Annotated in this window: 21 protein-coding genes; 15 read left to right on the plus strand and 6 right to left on the minus strand. The window is 73.9% G+C overall.

Annotated features, from left to right (window positions below; genetic code table 11):
- Positions 1-30 precede the first annotated feature (30 nt).
- Together TNCT1_RS20760 and TNCT1_RS20765 are read left to right on the plus strand one after the other, a co-directional pair.
- Positions 31-1,623, plus strand: a complete 1,593-nt coding sequence (locus tag TNCT1_RS20760) for an FAD-binding oxidoreductase (RefSeq protein WP_143634339.1) — start codon at positions 31-33, stop codon at positions 1,621-1,623.
- Between the two features lie 50 nt (positions 1,624-1,673).
- A complete protein-coding gene (locus TNCT1_RS20765; RefSeq protein ID WP_143634342.1) occupies positions 1,674-2,576 on the plus strand; it encodes a YegS/Rv2252/BmrU family lipid kinase in 903 nt (300 codons plus the stop codon).
- A 51-nt stretch (positions 2,577-2,627) separates the two neighbouring features.
- On the opposite strand, the gene TNCT1_RS20770 is transcribed toward TNCT1_RS20765, so the two are convergent.
- Both TNCT1_RS20770 and TNCT1_RS20775 read right to left on the minus strand, forming a co-directional pair.
- Positions 2,628-3,038, minus strand: a complete 411-nt coding sequence (locus tag TNCT1_RS20770) for an ATP-binding protein (RefSeq protein ID WP_143634344.1) — start codon at positions 3,036-3,038, stop codon at positions 2,628-2,630.
- 124 nt (positions 3,039-3,162) lie between these two features.
- Complete coding sequence (locus TNCT1_RS20775; RefSeq protein WP_174266375.1) at positions 3,163-3,387, minus strand: hypothetical protein; 225 nt, start codon at positions 3,385-3,387, stop codon at positions 3,163-3,165.
- Positions 3,388-3,508: 121 nt separating this feature from the next.
- On the opposite strand from TNCT1_RS20775, the gene TNCT1_RS20780 reads away from it, so the two are divergent.
- Genes TNCT1_RS20780 through TNCT1_RS20795 form a run of 4 tightly spaced genes read left to right on the plus strand, consistent with a single transcriptional unit; the run spans position 3,509 to position 7,016 of the window.
- Positions 3,509-4,018, plus strand: a complete 510-nt coding sequence (locus tag TNCT1_RS20780) for an SRPBCC family protein (protein WP_143634346.1) — start codon at positions 3,509-3,511, stop codon at positions 4,016-4,018.
- Positions 4,011-5,630 (plus strand): NAD(P)/FAD-dependent oxidoreductase, encoded by a 1,620-nt coding sequence (locus tag TNCT1_RS20785; RefSeq protein ID WP_143634348.1) that lies wholly within the window; start codon positions 4,011-4,013, stop codon positions 5,628-5,630. Before TNCT1_RS20780 ends, TNCT1_RS20785 begins: the two co-directional genes overlap by 8 nt.
- 34 nt (positions 5,631-5,664) lie before the next feature.
- On the plus strand, positions 5,665-6,117 hold the full coding sequence (locus tag TNCT1_RS20790; protein ID WP_143634351.1) for a hypothetical protein: 453 nt from the start codon (positions 5,665-5,667) through the stop codon (positions 6,115-6,117).
- Entirely contained in the window at positions 6,114-7,016 is a 903-nt protein-coding gene (locus TNCT1_RS20795) for an SDR family oxidoreductase (protein WP_143634353.1), read from the plus strand. Before TNCT1_RS20790 ends, TNCT1_RS20795 begins: the two co-directional genes overlap by 4 nt.
- Positions 7,017-7,286: 270 nt before the next feature.
- On the opposite strand, the gene TNCT1_RS20800 is transcribed toward TNCT1_RS20795, so the two are convergent.
- Together TNCT1_RS20800 and TNCT1_RS20805 are read right to left on the minus strand one after the other, a co-directional pair.
- Complete coding sequence (locus tag TNCT1_RS20800; RefSeq protein ID WP_143634355.1) at positions 7,287-8,570, minus strand: glycosyltransferase; 1,284 nt, start codon at positions 8,568-8,570, stop codon at positions 7,287-7,289.
- 242 nt (positions 8,571-8,812) lie between these two features.
- On the minus strand, positions 8,813-9,952 hold the full coding sequence (locus TNCT1_RS20805) for a cytochrome P450 (protein WP_160160417.1): 1,140 nt from the start codon (positions 9,950-9,952) through the stop codon (positions 8,813-8,815).
- A 289-nt stretch (positions 9,953-10,241) separates the two neighbouring features.
- Here TNCT1_RS20805 and TNCT1_RS20810 point away from each other — a divergent pair, with 289 nt between their 5' ends.
- From TNCT1_RS20810 to TNCT1_RS20850, 9 genes are all read left to right on the plus strand, one after another.
- Complete coding sequence (locus TNCT1_RS20810; RefSeq protein ID WP_143634360.1) at positions 10,242-11,702, plus strand: MFS transporter; 1,461 nt, start codon at positions 10,242-10,244, stop codon at positions 11,700-11,702.
- A 93-nt stretch (positions 11,703-11,795) separates the two neighbouring features.
- Positions 11,796-12,029 (plus strand): DUF2945 domain-containing protein, encoded by a 234-nt coding sequence (locus TNCT1_RS20815; RefSeq protein WP_143634362.1) that lies wholly within the window; start codon positions 11,796-11,798, stop codon positions 12,027-12,029.
- A 34-nt stretch (positions 12,030-12,063) separates the two neighbouring features.
- A complete protein-coding gene (locus tag TNCT1_RS20820; RefSeq protein WP_143634365.1) occupies positions 12,064-12,552 on the plus strand; it encodes an MSMEG_6728 family protein in 489 nt (162 codons plus the stop codon).
- Positions 12,553-12,617: 65 nt separating this feature from the next.
- The gene (locus TNCT1_RS20825) at positions 12,618-13,439 is read left to right on the plus strand and encodes an oxygenase MpaB family protein (RefSeq protein WP_143634606.1); all 822 of its coding nucleotides are present in this window, start codon (positions 12,618-12,620) and stop codon (positions 13,437-13,439) included.
- Positions 13,440-13,546: 107 nt separating this feature from the next.
- Positions 13,547-15,229 (plus strand): PP2C family protein-serine/threonine phosphatase, encoded by a 1,683-nt coding sequence (locus TNCT1_RS20830; RefSeq protein ID WP_235902769.1) that lies wholly within the window; start codon positions 13,547-13,549, stop codon positions 15,227-15,229.
- On the plus strand, positions 15,226-16,320 hold the full coding sequence (locus TNCT1_RS20835) for a B12-binding domain-containing protein (protein WP_143634368.1): 1,095 nt from the start codon (positions 15,226-15,228) through the stop codon (positions 16,318-16,320). Before TNCT1_RS20830 ends, TNCT1_RS20835 begins: the two co-directional genes overlap by 4 nt.
- A complete protein-coding gene (locus tag TNCT1_RS20840; RefSeq protein WP_143634370.1) occupies positions 16,317-16,721 on the plus strand; it encodes an STAS domain-containing protein in 405 nt (134 codons plus the stop codon). The genes TNCT1_RS20835 and TNCT1_RS20840 overlap by 4 nt, the downstream gene beginning before the upstream one ends.
- A gap of 44 nt (positions 16,722-16,765) precedes the next feature.
- The gene (locus TNCT1_RS20845; RefSeq protein WP_235902771.1) at positions 16,766-17,125 is read left to right on the plus strand and encodes an STAS domain-containing protein; all 360 of its coding nucleotides are present in this window, start codon (positions 16,766-16,768) and stop codon (positions 17,123-17,125) included.
- A gap of 65 nt (positions 17,126-17,190) precedes the next feature.
- The gene (locus TNCT1_RS20850; protein ID WP_235902773.1) at positions 17,191-17,661 is read left to right on the plus strand and encodes an ATP-binding protein; all 471 of its coding nucleotides are present in this window, start codon (positions 17,191-17,193) and stop codon (positions 17,659-17,661) included.
- A 16-nt stretch (positions 17,662-17,677) separates the two neighbouring features.
- Here TNCT1_RS20850 and TNCT1_RS20855 read toward each other — a convergent pair whose 3' ends face one another.
- Complete coding sequence (locus TNCT1_RS20855) at positions 17,678-18,523, minus strand: DUF1206 domain-containing protein (protein ID WP_174266376.1); 846 nt, start codon at positions 18,521-18,523, stop codon at positions 17,678-17,680.
- Between the two features lie 109 nt (positions 18,524-18,632).
- Positions 18,633-19,853 carry a phosphatidylserine/phosphatidylglycerophosphate/cardiolipin synthase family protein gene (locus TNCT1_RS20860; protein ID WP_143634375.1) on the minus strand — a complete coding sequence of 407 codons (1,221 nt, stop codon included), beginning with the start codon at positions 19,851-19,853 and terminating at the stop codon, positions 18,633-18,635.
- Positions 19,854-19,885: the final 32 nt, after the last annotated feature.

Raw genomic sequence — 19,885 nt, forward strand, 5'->3', positions numbered from 1 at the left:
AGCACACCGACCTGTGAGGACGACCCTTCGATGGACATGCTGTGGAACGGCTGGGGCGACCCGGCGAAGGCCGCACCGCTGCCCGCCGCGGTGACCGGACTGCTGCGCGACCTGCTCGGCGTCACCCCGCGCACCGCGCCGGCGCTCGCGCTGGAGGACATCCGGCCGCCCGCGCCCACGGCCGGCCCGGCCGCGCTCGAGGCGCTGGCCGAGGCCGTGGGCGGCGACCGGCACGTGCGCACCGACGCCGAGAGCCGCATCCGGCACACCCGCGGCAAGTCCACCCCCGACCTGCTGCGGCTGCGCGCCGGCGACGTCTCCGACGTCCCGCAGGCCGTGGTCCTGCCCGGCTCCCACGACGACGTCCTCGCCGTGCTGCGCGCCTGCGCCGCGCACGGCCTGGCCGCCGTCCCGTTCGGCGGCGGCACCTCGGTGGTGGGCGGACTCGCCCCCGAACACCGCGCCTTCGTCGCCCTGGACCTGCGCCGCATGAACGGACTGCTCGACCTCGACCCGGTCTCCCGCACCGCCGTCCTCCAGCCCGGTCTGCGCGCCCCCGAGGCCGAGGCGCTCCTCGCCGAACAGGGCTTCACCCTCGGCCACTTCCCGCAGTCCTACGAGTGGGCCACCATCGGCGGTTTCGCCGCCGCCCGCTCCAGCGGGCAGGCCTCGGCCGGCTACGGCCGCTTCGACGACATGGTGCTCGGACTGACCCTCGCCACCCCCGAGGGCACCATCGACACCGGCCGCGCCCCCCGCTCCGCCGCGGGACCCGACCTGCGCCAGCTCGTCCTCGGCTCGGAGGGCGCCTTCGGCGTCATCACCTCCGTCCTGGTACGGATCCGCCCGCTGCCCCAGGTGCGCCGGTACGAGGGCTGGCGGTTCGCGTCCTTCGAGGAGGGCGCCGCGGCCCTGCGCCGGCTCGCCCAGGACGGCCCGCGGCCCACCGTGCTGCGCCTGTCCGACGAGACCGAGACGCTCGTCGGCCTCGCCCAGCCGGACGCCATCGGCACCGGGCTCGCGCAGGGCGACGCCGGCTGCACGGCGATCACCGGCTACGAGGGCACCGCCGAGGACACCGCCCGGCGCCGCGAGCGGGCGGCGGCCGTGCTGCGGGACTGCGGCGGCACCCCGATCGGCGCCGAACCCGGCGAACGCTGGGCGCACGGCCGCTACTCGGCGCCCTACCTGCGCGACGCCCTGCTCGACGCGGGCGCCTTCGCCGAGACCCTGGAGACCGCCGCGTTCTGGTCCCGCGTTCCCGAGCTCTACACCGGGGTGCGCACGGCCCTCACCGACACCCTCACCCGGGCCGGCACCCCGCCGCTGGTCATGTGCCACATCTCGCACGTGTACGAGAACGGGGCCTCCCTCTACTTCACCGTCGTCAGCGCCCAGGGCGAGGACCCGGTCGCGCACTGGGCGCCCGCCAAGCACGCCGCCAACGACGCCGTGCTCGCCGCCGGCGGCACCATCAGCCACCACCACGGCGTGGGCACCGACCACCGCGACTGGTACCTCCGGGAGGCGGGCGACCTCGGCGTGGCCGCGCTGCGCGCCGTCAAGCACCGCCTCGACCCGCGAGGGTTCCTCAACCCCGGCGTCCTGCTGCCCACCGACTGACCCACCCGGCCCCTGTTCCGCTCCCACCGTCACCGCCCGGAGGCACACCGATGCGACAGTTCACCGCCGTCGTCAACCCGACCGCGGGTGACTCGACCGGGGCGGCGTCACTGCTCCAGGTGGCCCGCCTGCTCCGGGAGGCCGGGGCCGGGCTGGAGACGGAGTACAGCCACAGCCTCGCCCACGCCCAGGACATCGCCCGGCAGGCCGGAGCACGCGGCCGGGTGGTCCTGGCGGTCGGCGGCGACGGCATGGCCGGCGGCGTCGGCGGCGCGCTCAGCGGCACCGGCACCGTCCTCGGTCTCGTGCCCGCCGGGCGGGGCAACGACTTCGCCCGCGCCCTCGGCCTGCCCCGCGACCCCGCCGCACTCGCCGGGATCCTGCTGCACGCGGAACCGGCACCGGTCGACACCATCGAGGTCGAGTCGGCCGTCCACCCGCGCACCGTCGTCCTGGGCAGCGTCTACGCCGGGGTCGACGCGCTCGCCAACCGGCACGCGAACACCACCCGGCTGCTGCGCGGCGCCGCCTCGTACTACGCGGGCGGCCTGCGGGCCGTCACCACCTGGCGGCCGGCCGACTACCGCGTCACCGTCGACGGCGAGGTGCACCGGCACCGCGGCTACACCGTCGTCGCCGCCAACTCCCCCTACTACGGCTTCGGCCGCCTCATCGCCCCCGGCGCGCGGGTCGACGACGGACTGCTCGACGTCGTGCTGATCCGCGAGGCGCCGCGCCTGCTCTTCTTCACGCTGATGAACGAACTGAAGACCGGAGTCCATGTGCGGCGCCCGGAGGTACGGGTGCTGCGCGGACGCGAACTGCGCATCGAGGCGTCGCGGCCCGTCCCCTACGGCGCCGACGGCGAGGTGGAGGCCACCCTGCCGGTGACCCTGCGGGTACGCCCCGGCGACCTGCCCGTGCTGTACCGGCCGGACACCGCCGGCGACTGACGGGCCCTCCCCGGCCGGCGGCGGGGAGCGTGAGTCAGCCGGTGTGGTGAGTCAGCCGGTGCGGGGCGGCCGGAAACAGGCGTGCACGATCTTCCCGTCCGGACAGGGGCGGGTTTGCCAGGTGTCGGCCAGCGCGTCGACCAGCAGCATGCCGCGACCGCCCGGACGCTCGGTGTCCGCCGGGCGCGGCACCGGCAGCCGCCGGGAACGGTCGTGCACGGTCACGTGCAGACAGGAGCTGTCCCAGGTCAGCACCAGGTCGGCAGCGCTGTTCGCGTGCACGTGGGCGTTGGTGACCAGCTCCGAGATGGTCAGCAGCACGTCGTCCACGGTCTCCGGCGCCGACTCGGCCCAGCCCAGTGACGTGAGATGTTCGCGCGCCCAGTCGCGCGCGGTCTTGACGCTCGAGTTCAGCGGCAGCGAGCGCGCCCAGCCCACCGCCCGCAGTGATGATTCGCTCAAGGGATGCCTCCAGCTGTGGCCGTGCCGACGCGGATACCCGCTCGCAGCGGCCGTACCCCACCGGACGCACCGGAACCGGGCAGAACGCGCCGAGGCCCCCCGGAGGTCCCGCGGTCCCACGCGCTCAGGTCCGGGTCTCGGCCTCCCACCGGTCCGGGCCCATGCCGCGCCAGTCGATCAGCGGCGAGTCCGCCACTTCCTCCGGCTCGATCTCCAGGCCCGCCCGGCGCAGGAACTCGACCAGATCGCGCACGCTGTGCGCGAGGCCGAGGATCTCGCCGTCGACCCGCACCCGGCGTCCGCCGGTCGGGGACGGCAGCTGCACGATCACTGGACGCTTCCCGGGCATGGCTCCAGCATCGGCCGAACCTGCCGCCCCCGCACCCGGGACGCCGGGCCACGTGTCGGGCGGGGCCGGTCAGGGCACTCGGCGATAACAGGCAAACGGACATATGCACCAGGAGGCGCACGTGGCGGTTCGGCATCGTCTGATCAAGACCAGTCCGGACAGGGTCTGGGAGGTGCTCGCCGACGGCAGCAGGTACGCGCAGTGGGTGGTGGGAACCGCCGCGTCCCAGCCGAAGGACGGTGAGTGGCCGCAGGAGTCGGCGTCGATCGGGTACCAGATCCGGCTGGGCCCCTTCGAGGTCGGCAACGAGACGGTCGTACGGCGCTGCGTGGAGGGATCCGTCCTGGAGCTCGAAGCCAAGGCGGGCCCGCTCGGCACCGCCCGCATCTGCATCGAGCTGCGCAAATGGGGTGAGAACTGCCTGGTCATCGTCGACGAGCACCCGCTCCAGGGCGCGGGCGGGGCCCTGCACAACATGGGCTTCGAGATGCTGATCCAGCTACGCCACCGGGCCATGCTCGCCCGCCTGGCGAAGACCTGCGAGGACGGTGACGCCTCCGAGGAGCGGGAGGGACGGTCGCGGCCGCTCGGGCGGTACGCCACGGGCGGGAACGGGGCCGGTCATGCCTGACGCGGTGGTGATCGGGGCCGGACCCAACGGGCTGGTGGCCGCCAACCTGCTGCTGGACGCGGGATGGAGCGTCAGCGTGCTGGAGGAGCAGCCGGAGCCGGGTGGCGCCGTCCGGCACGACCGGGGCGTGGACCCGGACTTCGTCAGTGACATGTTCAGCTCGTTCTACCCCCTGGCGGCCGCGTCCCCCGTGCTCTCCGCGCTCCACCTGGAGGAGCACGGACTGCGCTGGACCCACGCGCCGAGTGTGCTGGCCCACCCCCTGTCCGACGGCAGATGCGCCGTGCTGCACCGGCGGACCGAGGAGACGGCGCAGTCCCTGGAGGCCTTCGCGCAGGGCGACGGAGCCGCCTGGCACCGCCTGTTCGGGCTGTGGCAGAAGCTGCGGCCCGATGTGCTGGGCGCCCTGTTCACCCCCTTCCCGCCGGTGAAGGCCATGGCCCGGCTGGCCCTCGCCGTGCGCGCCTCGGGCGGCCTGCGCGTGGCGCGGTCCCTGGTGCTGCCGGTGCGCCGCATGGGCGAGGAGGAGTTCCGCGGCGAGGGCGGCCGGCTGCTGCTGGCCGGCAACGCGCTGCACGCCGACCTCGCGCCCGAGTCCGCGGGCAGCGGCGGCTTCGGATGGCTGATGTCCATGCTGGGACAGACCTACGGCTTCCCCGTGCCGGTGGGCGGTTCCGGCGAGCTCACCGCGGCGCTCGTACGGCGCCTGCTCAGCCGCGGGGGAGAGCTGCACTGCGGGCGGCGCGTCGAGCGGGTCGTGGTGCGCGGCGGGCGGGCCGTGGGCGTCCGCACGGCCGACGGGCAGGCGGTGCCCGCCCGGCGCGCCGTGCTCGCCGACGTCGCGGTGCCCACCCTGTACCAGGAACTGGTCGGCACCGAGCACCTGCCCGAGCAGACCCAGGACGACCTGCGGCGCTTCCAGTGGGACTTCGCCACCTTCAAGGTCGACTGGGCACTCGACGGACCGGTGCCGTGGCGGGACGAGTGGGCGGCCGGCGCCGGGACCGTCCACCTGATCGACGGGATGGACGAGCTGACCCGCTTCGCCGCGCAGATCGCCATGCGCCAGGTTCCCGACCGGCCGTTCTGCCTGTTCGGCCAGATGACCACGGCCGACCCCTCCCGTTCCCCCGAGGGCACCGAGTCGGCCTGGGCCTACACGCACATCCCGCACGACATCCGCGGCGACGCCGGCGACGAGGGCATCACCGGGAAGTGGGGGCCCGACGACCAGGAGCGCATGGCGGACCGCGTCGAGCGCCACGTCGAGAGCTTCGCGCCCGGCTTCCGGTCCCGGATCCGCGGCCGCCGCATCCTGGCGCCGCCCACCCTGTGGTCGCTGGACGCCAACCTCTTCGGGGGCGCCATCAACGGCGGCACGACCGCCATCCACCAGCAGCTCGTCTTCCGTCCGCTGCCCGGCACCGGACGGCCCGAGACCCCCGTCCGGGGTCTCTACCTGGCCTCCGCCGGCGCCCACCCCGGCGGCGGCGTGCACGGGGCGTGCGGCGCGAACGCGGCCCGGGCCGTGCTGCGCGGCCACCGGATCAAGGGTCTGGCCGGCGCCCAGCGGATGCTGGCCCGGCGCGACCGGACCGGTCGCCGGCACTGACACCGGCCGGCGACAGCGAACAGCAGGGAGTGGCATGAGCGGACACCAGGACGGACCCGACCACCGGCACCGGCGCCCCGAGGGCGTCGACGACAAGACGGTCGAGGCCCTCGGATCACTGTCGAAGGCCCTGGAGGCGACCGAACGGGCCCGGGGCCGCCTCTACGACTTCCACCAGCTCACCGGCGGCGCCGATCTCGAACTCGACCGCACGGTGCGCCTGTTGCGGGAGGCGGGGCACACGGAGTGGGCCGACCGGGTCGAGACGGAGATCCTCGGCCGCAACGTCATCCCCGGCCACTGGACGTTCCAGATCGTCGAGGCCTACGACCGGACCTACTACCGGCCCTTCCAGGAGCTCGAACGCGGCGCGGTCGACGAACTCGCCGAGGGACGTGACCACTTGTACGAGGCGGAGATGAAAGAGGCCCGCCGTACCGCCGGGCACCCGCACCACACTGCGCGCCCGGGCCCTGGGGAGACATGACCCGCGCCGCCCGCAGCCCCCTGCGCGGCCGGGTGGTCGTGGTGACCGGCGCGGCACGCGGCCTGGGCGCCGCGCTCGCCCACGAGGTCGCCCGGCGCGGCGGGGTGCCGGCGCTGCTGGGCCACGAGCCGGACCTGCTGGCCCGGGTCGCCGCCCGGCTGCCGGGGCCGGCCCTGGTCCACGAGGTCGACATCACCGACGCCCCGGCTCTGCGGGACGCCGCCGAGGAGGTGCGCCGCCGCCTCGGGCGCCCGTCCGCCGTGATCGCGAACGCCGGTGTCGCCGAGGGCGGTCCCTTCGCCTCCTCCGACCCCGCCGAGTGGCGCCGGGTGATCGAGGTGAACCTCGTCGGCAGCGCCCAGACGGCCCGGGTCTTCCTGCCGGATCTGACGGCCACGGCCGGCTTCTACCTGCAGATCGCCTCCCTGGCCTCGATGGGCGCCGCGCCCATGATGAGCGCCTACTGCGCCTCCAAGGCCGGGGTGGAGGCCTTCGCGCACTCGCTGCGGGCCGAGGTGGCCCACCGCCGGGTCGGCGTGGGCATCGCCTACCTCAACTGGATGGGCACGGAGATGATCCGGGACGCCGACCAGCACGCCGTGCTGCGGGAGCTGCGCGGCCACATGCCGCCGCCCGCCCGCCGGGTGTACCGCGCCGACGTGGCCGCCGCACGGGTCGTCCGCGGCCTGGAACGCCGCCGGACGGCGATGTACGTACCCGCCTGGCTGCGGCTCGTGCAGCCGGTGCGCGCCGCCCTGCCCCCGGTCGTCCTGCGGCTGTCCCGCCATGAGCTGCCCCGCCTCGAGGAGCGCGAACCCCTGCTGCACACCGGGCTGCTCGGCGCCGGCGGCGACGCCGACCGCGCGGCGGCCGGGACCGGGGGACAGGACTCCCGGTGATCGCGACAGGGTCGCGAGGGGAGGCGAGGGGACGCTAAGGGGCGCGACGGGATGCGAAGGGACGCTAAGGGTCGCGACGGGACGCGAGGGAACGGGCGCGGGACCGGAACCGGGCCGGTGACCGAGGGTGCCGGCCCGGTCCGCGCCGGGGTGCCGGGCGGGCCGGGCGCCGTACGGGCTGGGTGCCGGACGGGGCCGGGTGCCTGACGGCGCGGGTGCCGCACGGTGCGGGTGGGTGCCGCGGCGCACGCCGCGGCACCCACCGCGGCCTCAGCCCCGGTCGGCCAGCTTGCCGATCAGATTGACCGCCGTGCCCACGCCGTCCTCCGCGCGGAGCCGTTCGCCGATGGCGGCGGCGCGCTCGCGCAGGTCGTCGCCGACCAGCCGGTCCAGCACACCCACCAGGTGCTCGAGCCCGAACTCCTGGAAGTTCGCGTACCCGCCGACGCCGAGGCGGGCCACGCGGTCGCCCCAGAACGGCTGGTCGCTGAAGACGGTGTAGATCCAGGTGGGCAGCCCGGCCGTCAGGCCGGCGGCCGTGGTGCCGGCGCCGCCGTGGTGCACCACGGCCCGGCAGCGCGGGAACAGCCAGTCGTGGTCGACGGCGCCCACCAGCCGCACGTTCTCCGGCAGGTCGCCGGTCAGGCCGGACAGGTCCGACCAGCCCACGCCGACCAGCAGCCGAAGCCCGGTGCGCCCGGCGGCCCGCACGATCAGGTCGACCAGCTTCTGCGGGTCCAGCACCGGCATGCTGCCGAAGCCGAGGAACACGGGCGCCGGGCCGTCGTCGAGCCAGTCGGCCAGCCCGCCGGGGATCACCGCCTCGCCCACGCGTTCGCGCACCGCGTGCGGAAGCCGCCAGAAGCCGGTGACCGTGTTCTGCGGCGCCCAGTCGTGCGGGCGCGGGACCACCTGCTCGCTGAACGCCTGGAGCGTCGGCAGACCCAGGTCCACGGTCCAGGTGAGCGCCGCGCTGGGGGCCGGCGGCAGGCCGAGCGAGTCGCGGAACTCGTTGATGTCGTCCTTCTTGCCCTGCCAGTAGACGTCCTCGGCCACCCGGTGGGTCTGCAGGTGGTACTGCTCGGCCGGGACGCCGTCCGGGACCTCCATGGGGGTCAGCGGTTGCGGGAACTCGTCGGTCAGCAGCCACGGCGTCAGGTGCCCGAGGACGATGGGAATCCCGCGCGACTGGGAGACCGCGAGCGCGTAGTCCTCGGTGTTGACGCCGGTGACCAGGACGTCGGCGCCCTCGGCCGCCGCCAGCACGGAGGCGCCGATGGTGTGCCGGGCCTCCGACAGCATCTTCGCGATGCCCGCCAGGTACGCCTCCACGTTCCCGGCGGCCAGCCAGCGCCGGCCCTCCTCGGAGCGCAGCACCTCGCGGACCTCCAGGTCCATCTCGACGAACTCGGCGTCCGTCCCCGCGACCAGGCGGCGGGCGTCGCGGGGCGCGGCGAACACCACCTCGTGGCCGGCGTCGATCAGGCCCTGGGTGAGGGCCACGTACGGTTCGAAGTCGCCGCGGCTGCCGGCCGTGGACACACCGATCCTCATGCGGCCACCTCCGCCCGGCGGGACGCGGCCTCGGTGCGCCGGACCGTTGGCTGTTCCATCTCGTACCTCACTTCGTCGTGTGCTGCGTTCGCACGGTTGCGGGTCTTGCGGGTCTTGCGGGTAGGGCGGGTAAGGCGGGTGTTGCGGCCCGGGAGCCGACGGCGGATGGGAGCGCTCCCACTTGCCGCCGGCACCCGAACGCGCTTCTCTTCTCGCCGAGTCGACGTCCGTCGTGGCGTGGGCTACCAGGTGACCGGCAGGCTCTTCAGGCCGTACACGAGGGTGTCGGTGCTGACGGCGACCTCCTCCCGGGGCACGGCGAGCCGCAGTCCGGGCAGGCGCCGGAAGACGGCGCCGATCGCCACCTCCAGTTCCATGCGGACCAGCGGGCCGCCGGGGCAGAAGTGCGCACCGTGCCCGAAGGCCAGGTGGTGGCTGTTGTCCCGGTGGATGTCGAACTCCGCCGCGGCGGCGAACACGCTCTCGTCGTGGTTGGCGCCCGGGATGGAGATGATCACGGCGTCCCCGGCGGCGATACGGGTGCCCCCGATGGCCAGCTCCTCGGCGGCGACTCGGACAACGTTATCCTGGGCGATCGACCAGTAGCGCAGCAACTCGTCGACGACCTTCGGCAACAGGCCCGGATCGGCGTGGAGTTCGGCGAGCACGACGGGCCGGTCCAGCAGCGTGAAGACGCTGAGCGCGATCTGGTTGGCCGTCGTCTCGTGGCCGGCGATGAGCATCAGCCGGACCAGCGCCACCAGGTCCTCGCCGGAGAGCTGACCGGTGCGCACGTAGTCGACGGTCAGCCGGCTGAGCAGATCGTCCCGCGGTTCGCCGGCTCGCACCTCGGCCAGCCGGGCGAGGTACTCGGTGGTGGCGATGAACGCCTCGATCGCCTTTTCCGGTTCCGCCTGGTTGAGTATGGCGCTCGTATTCTCCTTGAATTCGTTCATGTCCTCGTCCGGAACTCCGAAGATCCGGGCGATCACGATACACGGGAGTGGCAACGAGAAAGCCGCGTGGAAGTCCACCGGCCCGGTCGCCTCGGTCATCTCGTCCAGTAACTCGTCCGCCACCGACTCGATGAGCGGGCGGAGTATCTGGGTGCGGTGCGCGGTGAAATCCGGCGCCACCATTTTCCGGTAGGTGCCGTGCTCGGGCGGATCCATGCGCCAGAAGGAGACGGCCCTCGGGGGCACCGGGAACAAGAGCCGATTCGGCCAGTTCGGGTGCTGGTCGTCGACGCTCAGCCGGGGGTCGGCGAGGGCTTGGCGCACATCGGCGTGACGGGAGATCAGCCAGGCGCGCCGGCCGTTCCGGAGCTGGACCTCACGAGGCGGGCCGTCGCGGTACTCGGCCAGAGCGGGAGGTTGGGACATGGGACACGTGCGCGGGAGCGGCCACTGTGTGGGGGTCGCCTCAGCGTGGATCATGATTCCCTTTCTCGTTGCGCGGTCGGCTCGGATAGCGCTTTCTCGGAGGGGGCGGACGTGGGTCATACCCAGCTTGAGCAGGCCCGCTGACACGGCGCTGACATGGCCGAATTCTTTCCGTGGGTCGTATGCGAAGATGCTCTCGGTGTCCTGGGTGTCATGGACGCGAATATCTGGGCACGTGATGACGCACGCCATTCGAAACGTATTGGGATAAATCCCCGAGGGGGCATTCATGGCGACCGAGGAGTTGTCCGGGCCGGAGCTGATGGAGGCGCCCGCCGCGCCCCCCGAGGAGCCGCCGCGCTGGAGTCCGCTCGTACTGGTGTCGCTCGGCACCTTCATCACGGTGCTGGACTTCTTCATCGTGAACGTCGCCGTACCCGACATACAGAGCGAGCTGCACGCGAGTTCCGTCGCCGTGCAGTTCGTCCTCGCCGGATACGGCCTGCCGCTGGCCACGTTGATGATCACGTCCGGCCGGATGGGCGATCTCTACGGCAGGCGGCGGCTGTTCGTGCTCGGGCTCGCGCTGTTCACCGCCGCGTCCGCGTGCGCCGGACTGGCGCAGAACCCCGAACAGCTCGTGGCGGCCCGGGTGTTCCAGGGGGTCGCCGCCGCGCTCGTCACCCCCCAGGTGCTGGCCCTGCTCGGCGCGATGTACCAGGGGCGGGCCCGGGCGGTGGCGTTCAACGTCTACGGTCTGGCGATCGGCATGGCCGCCGTGTTCGGGCAGCTCATCGGCGGCTCGCTGATCGCGCTCGACCCGGGCGGCCTCGGCTGGCGGGCGATCTTCCTGGTCAACGTGCCCATCGGGCTGGTCGCGGTGGCGCTGGTGCCCCGGCTGGTCCCCGAGTCGCGCGGCGGCGGGGGCGCCGGCCTCGACGTCGTCGGCATGCTCCTGGTCATGATCGGCCTGGTGGCCGTCGTCCTGCCGCTGACCGAGGGCCGCGAACTGGGCTGGCCGCTGTGGTCGGTGCTCTGCCTGGTCGCGGCGGTGCCGGTGCTGGGGGTGTTCGCGCTGCAACAGCACCGGGGCACGGTCCGGGGCGGCTCGCCCCTGGTCGACACGGTGCTCTTCCGCTCGCGGACGTTCTCCGTCGGCCTGGTGGCCATGATGTTCTACTTCGCCACCATGGGCGCCTGCTTCCTGGTGCTGTCCCTCTACCTCCAGCAGGGGCGTGGCATGTCGCCGCTGGGTTCGGGCCTGATGTACCTCCCGATGGGCGCCGGCTTCTTCGGCGCCACCGCCCTCGGCGGCAGCGCCGTGAGCCGGCTCGGCCGGTGGGCCCCGGCGGTCGGCGCCTTCCTCGTCGCCCTCGGCTACGGCGGACTCGCGCTGCTGGTACGGGAGATCGGCGCGGGCGGCGAGGTCGCCCTGCTCGCCCTGCCACTGCTGGTGGCCGGCGTCGGCATGGGCCTGACGATGGCGCCGCTCTCGGCCATGGTCCTCGCACCCGTGGGCCCCGACCACGCGGCCGCCGCCTCCGGCGTCCTCACCACCGCCCAGGAGATCGGCGCGACCGTGGGCACGGCCCTGACCGGCAGCATCTTCTTCCGCCTGGTCTCCGACCACTCCGGTCCGGCCACCGCCCCCCACGCGTTCAGCGTCTCCCTGACCGTCCTCGTGGCGTTCGACCTGCTGGTCGTGGCCCTGGTGGGCTTCATGGGGCGGGCGCGGGAGGGCGCGGTCTGACCGGCGGACCGGAGGACTGGCGGCCGCCACAGGGGGGACCCGGCGAAGGACCGACGTCCACGGCAGGGGGCCGCCAGGAAAGGACCGATGAGCATGGCCAGGAACAAGCGCCAGGGCTCCGGCGAGGATCTCTCCAAGGGCGACACGGTGGCCTGGAAGAGCCACGGGAGCACCACGGAGGGCGAGGTCGAGCGGAAGATCACCAAGCGGACCGAGGCGGCCGGGCGCACGGTGGACGCCTCCTCCGACGACCCCCAGTACGAGGTCCGCAGCGACAAGTCCGGCAAGCGGGCGGTGCACAAGCCGTCCGCCCTGCGCAAGAAGTGACCGCGGACCGCCGCGGAAGGCGAGGACGGCCGCCATGCAGACGTTCCTGCCCGACCCCGACTTCCACCGCTCCGCCCTGCTCCTGGACCGCCGGCGCCTCGGCAAACAGCGTGCCGAGGCGCTCCAGGTCCTGCGCGGCCTGACCGTCCCGGGCTACGGCTGGCGCCGGCACCCCGCCGTGCGCATGTGGACCGGCTACGAGGAGGCCCTGGTGCGCTACGGCCTGGAGATCTGCCGGGTCTGGCGGGACCAGGGCCACCAGGACAGCTGCGCCGCCTCGCTCGTCGCCGGCCTCGCCGCCGAGCGCCCCGGCGCTCCCGTGCGCGACCAGCCGGCTCTCGCGGCCGCCGGCGAACTGCCGCCCTGGCTCGGCGACGAGGACTTCCACCGCAGCCACCAGTCGGCGCTCGTCCGCAAGGACCGCGACGCCTACGGCCACACCTTCCCCGGCGTGCCCGACGACCTGCCGTATGTGTGGCCGCGGTCCGACCGGGAACGAGAGGGGGTGTCCGCCGGCGAGTGACAGCGGCGGCCTACGGGAGACGGGAGTGAGCCGTGCTGCCGGACCTGCGCGCCCAGCTCGGCGCGATGCTCTTCCGCCGGGTCGCGGGCCCCGACGGCGGGGAGATCCGCGCCCGTATCCACCGGACCCCGGGCCCGCGCTGGTTCGGCCCCGACCGGCCCATCCGGACCGTCCACGGCGACGCCTCGATGTTCATCGGCGGGGTGAGCGCCCTGCTGCTGCAGTCCCTGCACCCCCTCGCCATGGCGGCCGTGGACGCCCACTCCGGCTTCCGCGGCGACCCCTGGGGGCGGCTGCAGCGCACCAGCGCCTTCCTGGCCGTCACCACCTACGGGACGGCGTCGGACGCCCAGGCGGCCGTCGACCGGGTCCGCGGCATCCACGAGGGGGTGCGCGGACGCACCCGCGAGGGTGATCCTTACCACGCGGCCGACCCCCGTCTGCTCGACTGGGTGCACACCGCCGAGACGGAATGCTTCCTGCGCGCCCACGAACGCTACGGCGCCCGCCGCCTGGATCCGGCCGGTTACGACGGCTACGCCGCCGACGCCGCGACCGTCGCCGAGGCCCTCGGGGCGGCCGACCCGCCGCGTGACCGACGCGCCCTGGCCGACCGGCTGGAGCACTACCGGCCCGAACTCCGCTCCACCCCCGAAGCCCGGGCCGTGGCCCGCTTCCTGCTCCTGGAACCGCCCGTGCCGCTCGTCGCGCGCCCCCTGTACGGCGCCCTGGCGGCGAACGCGGTGAACCTGCTGCCGGACTGGGCCCGCGCTCTGCTGCGCCTGCCCAGGCTCCCGCTGGTCGAGGACCTCACCGTGCGCCCGGCCGGTCACCTGCTCACCCGCACCATCCGCTGGGCGATGGCGCCGACCCGGCCGTCGCCCTGACGGTGCGCGAATGCGTGGGGGTGGCTTGCTTCCCGGCGATGGATGCGGGACGGTTGCCAAAGGACAACATCCCCTCGAGCAGGAAGGTGGTGGGGTGCGCGGAGTGCGTGCCCCCGCTTGTGTGCGCTTCCCCGAGTTCCTTTGCCGACCCGCGGGACGCCGGCGTCAACGTCGGCGCGACCTGGGGTGATGCCCCCTACCCGGTCCTCGTCATCGACCGGCGGGGCGCTCTCGTGGGCCTGAACGCCGCCGCCCGCCGACTCCTGCCGCACGGGAACGGCGACGGTGCGCGGCAGCACCTGGTGCCGTCCTGGCTGTGCGCGGCCCACCGGCGTCTCACCGACGGATCGGCCGGCACCTTCACCGGCCCCCTGACCGGGGAGATCGACGAACGCCGCTACGAGGCGCATCCCACCCCGTCGGAGGACGGCGCGGTGGTCTGGTGGCTCATCGACGACACCGACCGGCGCGTGGCCGAGACCGCGCTGCTCAGCGCGCAGGAGCGGGTCGCCGTCCTGTCCGCCGTGTCCAGCAGGCTGCTGTCCACCCTCAACGTGCCGCGCTGCGCGGAGGCGACCGTGTCGATGGCGGCGGAACACCTCGCCGAGGCCGCGGTGCTCGTGCTGCCCCCGCAGGGGCGCCGGCACTCCCTGACCTACGCCCAGCGGGGCCGGCCCGTCCAGCGGGCGCAGCGGCAGATCGACCCGCGGGCCGTGCACGGCCTGGCCGAGGCGCTGCAGGGTTTCCCGCCGGTGCCCGCCCGGTGGATCGACCCCGACGGCCTGCCCGACTGGGTGGTCCCGGAGGGCTTCGCCGGGCCCGTCGGCTCGGTGATCGTCACCCCGCTGCCCGGGCACGGCGTTCCCGCCGGTGCCCTCATCCTGCTCCGCTCCGGCACAGAGCGGGCCTTCACCGAGGGCGAGGAGATCTTCGCCCGGCTGTTCGCGGCCCGGGCCGGAGCTGCCCTGTCCGCGGCCCGCCTCTACACCGAGCAGGCCGCCATCACGACCACCCTGATGCGCGAACTCCTGCCGCCCGCCCTGCACACCGTGGACGGGGTCGAGTACGCCGGGCAGTACCGCCCCGCCCGGGACGAGGAGCGGGTGGGCGGTGACTTCTACGACTTCCACCCCGGCGCCGAGGCCTCGCAGGAAACCCTCGTCGTGCTGGGCGACGTCGCCGGCAAGGGCCTGGACGCGGCCGTGCTGACCGGCAAGATCCGCAACACCCTGCACGCCCTGCTGCCTCTGGCCGGTAACCACGACGAGGTGCTGAAGCTGCTGAACGGCGCCCTGCTGACCGCTCAGCACACCCGGTTCGCCACCCTGGTGCTCGCCTCCGTGCGCCGCCGGGACGACCAGGTGCACGTGCGGCTGACCAGCGCCGGGCACCTGCCGCCGCTGATCGTCCGCCGGGACGGCAGCGTGGAGGAGGTGCCCACCCGCGGCACCCTGGTCGGCGCCCTGCCCGAGATCAGCTCGGTCGGCGCCGAAGCGGTGCTCGGCCCGGGCGAGACCTGTCTGCTGTACACCGACGGCATCACCGAGGCGCGCGGCGGGCCGCTCGGCGACGAGATGTTCGGCGAGCGGCGGCTGCGGCGGACCCTCGCCGAGTGCGCCGGGCTGCCGGCCGAGGCGGTCGTGGAGCGGGTCCAGATGATCGCCGCCCAGTGGCTCGGCACCGGCCGCCACGACGACATGGCCGCCGTCGCCGTCAGCGCCCCCGCGAAGGCCCCGGCGGGCGCCGCGGACCACTCCGGGGCGGGCGAGCGCGCCGGGAGGTCGGGGTGAACGTTCCGATACAGGTGAGCCTGCTGCGGGACCGGCTCTGGCAGGCCGTCCTGGAGGGCGACGAGTTCGGCGCGGCCGCCGTCGTGCACGGCGCGCTCGCCGAGGGCGTCGACGAGGAGACCGTGCTGCTGGACGTCATCGCCCGGATCCAGGAGAAGGTCGGCGTCGAATGGGCCGCCAACCGCATCAGCGTGGCCCAGGAACACGCCGCCACCGCCATCAACGAGCGGGTCGTCGCCGCCCTTGCCCACCGGCAGGACGGCGGCCCGCGGCGGCTCGGGCACCGGGGACGCGTGACGGTCGGCTGCGTGGACGGCGAATGGCACGCCTTCCCGGCCCGGCTGGTCGCGGAGATCCTGCGTCTGCGCGGCTGGCAGGTGGACTACCTGGGCGCGCAGACGCCCACCCCGCACCTCGTCGCGCACCTGCACCACACCAATCCGCGGGCGGTGCTGCTGTCGGGCTCGATCCCCACCCACCTGCCCACCGCGCACGCGGCCATCACCGCCTGTCAGGCCGTAGGCGTCCCGGTGCTGGCGGGGGGCCGCGCGTTCGGCCCGCAGGGCCGCTACGCCTTCGCGCTCGGCGCGAACCGCTGGGCGGCCGACGCCCGCGGCGCGGCCGCGGCGCTGGAGGCCGACCTGCCGCACCCCGATCCGGCCGCCGCCCGGCAGATCGTGGACGACCTGCCGCACCTGGCCGACCAGGAGTACACCCTGGTCGTCCAGTCGCGCGGCACGCTCGTCAAACAGACGCTGCACGATCTGGAGGACCGTTTCCCCGCACTGCGCGAGTACAGTGACGAGCAGCGGGAACGGACCGCGGAGGACATCGCGCACATCGTCGACTTCCTGGCCACCGCGCTCTACGTCGACGACGTCGAGGTGTTCACCGGCTTCCTGCTGTGGACCGCGGAGATCCTCGAGGCACGGCGCGTCCCGGCGCTGTCCCTGGTCAGCGCCCTGGACGCGCTGTCCGACCGGCTGCGTGACTTCCCGCGCACCAGGAAACTGCTCCGTGAGGGCGCCACCGCCCTGCTCGAAGGCGCCCACTCGCCCGCTCACGGACCCGGACCCCACCTGCACGTATGACCCAGCACCCCGCCACCGAATTCAGCCTCACCACGATCAGCGAGCCCGCGGCCCTGACCGTGCGCGTCGCCGGCGAACTCGACTACGACACCTGCGACGAGCTGGTGGACACCGTCGTCACCGGCCTCGCCGGCCCGCCGGCTCCCCGCCATGTGCGCCTGGACTTCGCCGACCTCACCTGGATCGACTCCATGGGACTGTCGGCGCTGCTGATGATCCACCGGCACACCCGGGCGGTCGGCGCCGCGCTGCACCTGGACAACCGGCCCGACGTCCTCGAGCGCGTCCTGCGCCACACCAATGTGCTCGGCCACCTCACGGCACCCGTCGCGACCCCTGCCGCGGCAGGCGAACCGGGGCCGCCGGAAGAGGGCGGCGGCACCGGGGCGGGGGTCTCGTGACACCGGCCTCGCATTCCCCGGACCACGGATGGCAGGATGACCGCATGCGGTGGGGTTCCGAGACAACAGTGCAGGTCGCGCGGCATGCGCGCGTCCTGGAGATCAGGGTGCGCGGAGAGGTCGACTACGACGAGTGCGACCTGCTGCGTGCCGCCTGGGCCGAGGCCGACGAGTCCGATCTGCCCGTCACCGTGGTGGACCTTTCCGGGGTGACCTTCGGCGACAGCCAGTTGCTCAGCGCCCTCCTCGACGCCCAGCGGCGCCACCGTGCGCGGGGCCGCGAATTCGTCATCCTCGGCCCGCTCCAGGAGGGCCTCGTCCGGCTGCTTACCATCAGCGGCACCATCGGACACTTCTCGATCACCGACTCCCGCGACAGCGCGCTGCGCAGCGACACCTCCTGACCCGCGGTGCACCATCGGGAAAGACGGGAAGGATGCCGGAAAGACCGAGGGGGACGGAATTGTCCTTGACCCACGAGAGCGAAGGCGGCCACCGGCCGCACACGGCGCGACCAGCGGACGCCGGGGCCGGTGACGGGCCGCACGAGACGCTCCGCTTCAGCGCGACCTGGGGCGACGGCGCCCTGCGCATCGCCGACGCGCGCGGCGCCGTGCGCACCCTGCTCGTCCGGGCCGGGCACCCTCCCGGCCGGCGTGCCAGCCAGGACGCGCAACTGGTGGTGAGCGAACTGATCACCAACGCGCTGCGTCACGCCCCCGGCCCCTGTGCGCTGCTGCTGGAGGTCGCACCCGGCCGGCACGAAGTGCGCGTCACCGTCTCGGACACCTCCCAGGCCCCGCCCGTCGTCCGGCCCGTGGACGCCCAGCGCCTGGGCGGGCGCGGACTGCACCTCGTGCTGAGGATCTGCGGCCGCCTGCGCGTCACCCGGCACGCCCAGGGCAAGCGGGTCTCGGCCACGGTGCCGCTGCCCGCCTAGGCGGGGACGGCCGGCTTCAGACCTCGCGCCAGCGGGCGTTGCACCAGGAGAAGACGCCGAACGCGGCCAGGCCGAGGGCGACCAGGGCGAGCAGCCACGGGCCGGCCGGCAGATCCCGGAACGAACGCAGCGTGTCGTCCATGCCCTTGGCCTTGCCCGGCTGGTGCTGGACCGCCGCGACCAGGGCGAACACCCCCGCGACGGCGAAGACGAGGCCCCGCGCGGCACCGCCGGCGACACCGAAGAAGTCGGTGAAGCGCTTCGCCTTGTGGGACATCTGCGCGGTCCGCAGGTGCTTGCGGAACTTCTTCAGCACGGCCCGGACGGCGATCCACAGCCCGGCGACCACCACGGCGGCCCCGGCCACCCCGACGATCCACTGTCCGCCCGGCCACTTCAGCGCGGTGGCCGTGATGTCGTCGGTGTTCCGGTCGGAGGAGCCGCTCCCGCTGCCCTTGTCCCCGGCCGCGTACGAGAGGACCGAGAAGGACAGGAAGGCGTAGAACACCGCCCGGCCTGCGGCCATGGCCCGCTTCGACGCCTTGCCGCCGTCCGCGCCGGCCCCGCCGAACACCGCCTCCGACAGCCGCCACAGCGCCATGCCGGCGAGGGCGACACCGACGATCCACAGCATCGCCGAGCCGAACGGCTTCGACGCCAGTTCGCCGAGCGCGCCACCGCGGTCGGCCTGTTTGCCGCCGCTGTCGCCGCCGAACGCTATCTGCAGGGCTATCACGCCCACCAGCACGTAGATCAGTCCTCGGGCGGCGAATCCCGCGCGGGCCGCCGCGGCCATCGCCGTGCTGTCGGCCGCGCGGCGGGCGCGGCCCCGGCCACGCAGGGCCCATGACTGTGCATCCATACTGCGCCGATGCCCCCGGACTCGGTTTCGACACCTGCCCCGCGCGGGCGCCGGTCCCCTCGCGCCCGACGGGACCGCACGGGCCTGCGGCGGGACGGGGACGCGCCTTCTACAGGAACCTGCGGATCGGCCTGACCGAGAGCTCGCGGGCCCGCTGCAGCACCGGCCGGCGCCGCCAGCGCACCGGATCGACCGGCTCGCTGCGCTTGAGGTCCTCGTCGAAGTCACGGTCCAGACCGGCGGTGAACTCCTCGTCGAGCACGGCGAGCATGACCTCCTCGTCGTGCTCCATGGAGCGCCGGTTGAAGTTGGTCGAGCCGATCAGCGAAGCGACCGAGTCGACCGTGATGATCTTCGTGTGCAGCATGGTCGGCTGGAACTCGCGGATCTCCACGCCCTCGTCCAGCAGCCGCTGGTAGTGGTGCTGTCCGGCCAGCCGGCAGGCGCGCTGGTCGGTGTGCGGCCCGGGCAGCAGGATCTGCACCCGCACGCCGCGCCGGGCGGTGGCGGCCAGCAGGTCCACGAAGTAGTCGTCGGGCGCGAAGTAGGCCGTGGAGAGGCGGAAGCTCTCCTGCGCCGAGGTCAGCACGACCCGCACGAGCGTCTGCATGTCCTGCCAGCCGAAGCTGGCCGAACCGCGGACCACCTGCACGACGGCACGGCCCGGCTGCTCGTGCTCGACGAAGCGGTCGCGCTCGTCGTAGAGCGTGTCGTGGCACTCGGCCCAGTTCTGCGCGAACGCGGCGGCTATGCCGTCCACGGCCGGACCGCGCACCTCGACATGGGTGTCCCGCCACTCACCGGGGCCGCGCGCGTCACCGCACCACTCCTCGGCGATGCCGACGCCTCCGGTGAAGGCGAGGCTCTCGTCCACGACCAGGGCCTTGCGGTGACAGCGGTGGTTCTGCTTGAGCAGGGACACCCGCACCGGCTTGCGGAACCAGGCGACCTGGACCCCCGCGTCGTCCATGGCGTCCAGGAGGCTCTGCTCGATCTCCTTGGCCCCGAACCCGTCCAGCAGCAGGCGGACCCGCAGCCCCGCCCTGGCCCGCTCCGCCAGCGCGTTGGCGAACTCGTGCGCGATCTCGCCGCGCCAGTAGACGAAGGTCATCATGTCGATGGTGTGCTGGGCCGAACGGATCGCGTCGAGCATGGCGGGGAAGATCGCGTCGCCGTTGCGCAGCCGCGTGAGCTGGTTGCCCTCCGTCGCGGCGATGCCGAGCAGACGCTCCAGCCGTCTTCGCAGCCGCTGCTTGCGGGCCTCCGGGCCGTCCGCCGTCGCCACCCCCGCGTCCGGGTACCCGTCCGCCTCCACCGGCTTCTGCAACATGTCCGTCTCCCCTGTCGTGGCCCGCCCCGCCG

The sequence above is a fragment of the Streptomyces sp. 1-11 genome (assembly GCF_007176755.1).
Classification (GTDB): Bacteria; Actinomycetota; Actinomycetes; order Streptomycetales; family Streptomycetaceae; genus Streptomyces.

Excerpts from the sequence above, each read along its gene's own strand:
- TNCT1_RS20765 (WP_143634342.1), top strand. The coding sequence starts at position 1,674 with ATGCGACAGTTCACCGCCGTCGTCAACCCGACCGCGGGTGACTCGACC.
- TNCT1_RS20760 (WP_143634339.1), top strand. The coding sequence starts at position 31 with ATGGACATGCTGTGGAACGGCTGGGGCGACCCGGCGAAGGCCGCACCG.
- TNCT1_RS20800 (WP_143634355.1), bottom strand. The coding sequence starts at position 8,570 with ATGAGGATCGGTGTGTCCACGGCCGGCAGCCGCGGCGACTTCGAACCG.
- TNCT1_RS20790 (WP_143634351.1), top strand. The coding sequence starts at position 5,665 with ATGAGCGGACACCAGGACGGACCCGACCACCGGCACCGGCGCCCCGAG.
- TNCT1_RS20825 (WP_143634606.1), top strand. The coding sequence starts at position 12,618 with ATGCTCTTCCGCCGGGTCGCGGGCCCCGACGGCGGGGAGATCCGCGCC.
- TNCT1_RS20840 (WP_143634370.1), top strand. The coding sequence starts at position 16,317 with ATGACCCAGCACCCCGCCACCGAATTCAGCCTCACCACGATCAGCGAG.
- TNCT1_RS20855 (WP_174266376.1), bottom strand. The coding sequence starts at position 18,523 with ATGGATGCACAGTCATGGGCCCTGCGTGGCCGGGGCCGCGCCCGCCGC.
- TNCT1_RS20775 (WP_174266375.1), bottom strand. The coding sequence starts at position 3,387 with ATGCCCGGGAAGCGTCCAGTGATCGTGCAGCTGCCGTCCCCGACCGGC.
- TNCT1_RS20785 (WP_143634348.1), top strand. The coding sequence starts at position 4,011 with ATGCCTGACGCGGTGGTGATCGGGGCCGGACCCAACGGGCTGGTGGCC.
- TNCT1_RS20845 (WP_235902771.1), top strand. The coding sequence starts at position 16,766 with ATGCGGTGGGGTTCCGAGACAACAGTGCAGGTCGCGCGGCATGCGCGC.
- TNCT1_RS20805 (WP_160160417.1), bottom strand. The coding sequence starts at position 9,952 with ATGTCCCAACCTCCCGCTCTGGCCGAGTACCGCGACGGCCCGCCTCGT.
- TNCT1_RS20810 (WP_143634360.1), top strand. The coding sequence starts at position 10,242 with ATGGCGACCGAGGAGTTGTCCGGGCCGGAGCTGATGGAGGCGCCCGCC.
- TNCT1_RS20815 (WP_143634362.1), top strand. The coding sequence starts at position 11,796 with ATGGCCAGGAACAAGCGCCAGGGCTCCGGCGAGGATCTCTCCAAGGGC.
- TNCT1_RS20860 (WP_143634375.1), bottom strand. The coding sequence starts at position 19,853 with ATGTTGCAGAAGCCGGTGGAGGCGGACGGGTACCCGGACGCGGGGGTG.
- TNCT1_RS20820 (WP_143634365.1), top strand. The coding sequence starts at position 12,064 with ATGCAGACGTTCCTGCCCGACCCCGACTTCCACCGCTCCGCCCTGCTC.
- TNCT1_RS20795 (WP_143634353.1), top strand. The coding sequence starts at position 6,114 with ATGACCCGCGCCGCCCGCAGCCCCCTGCGCGGCCGGGTGGTCGTGGTG.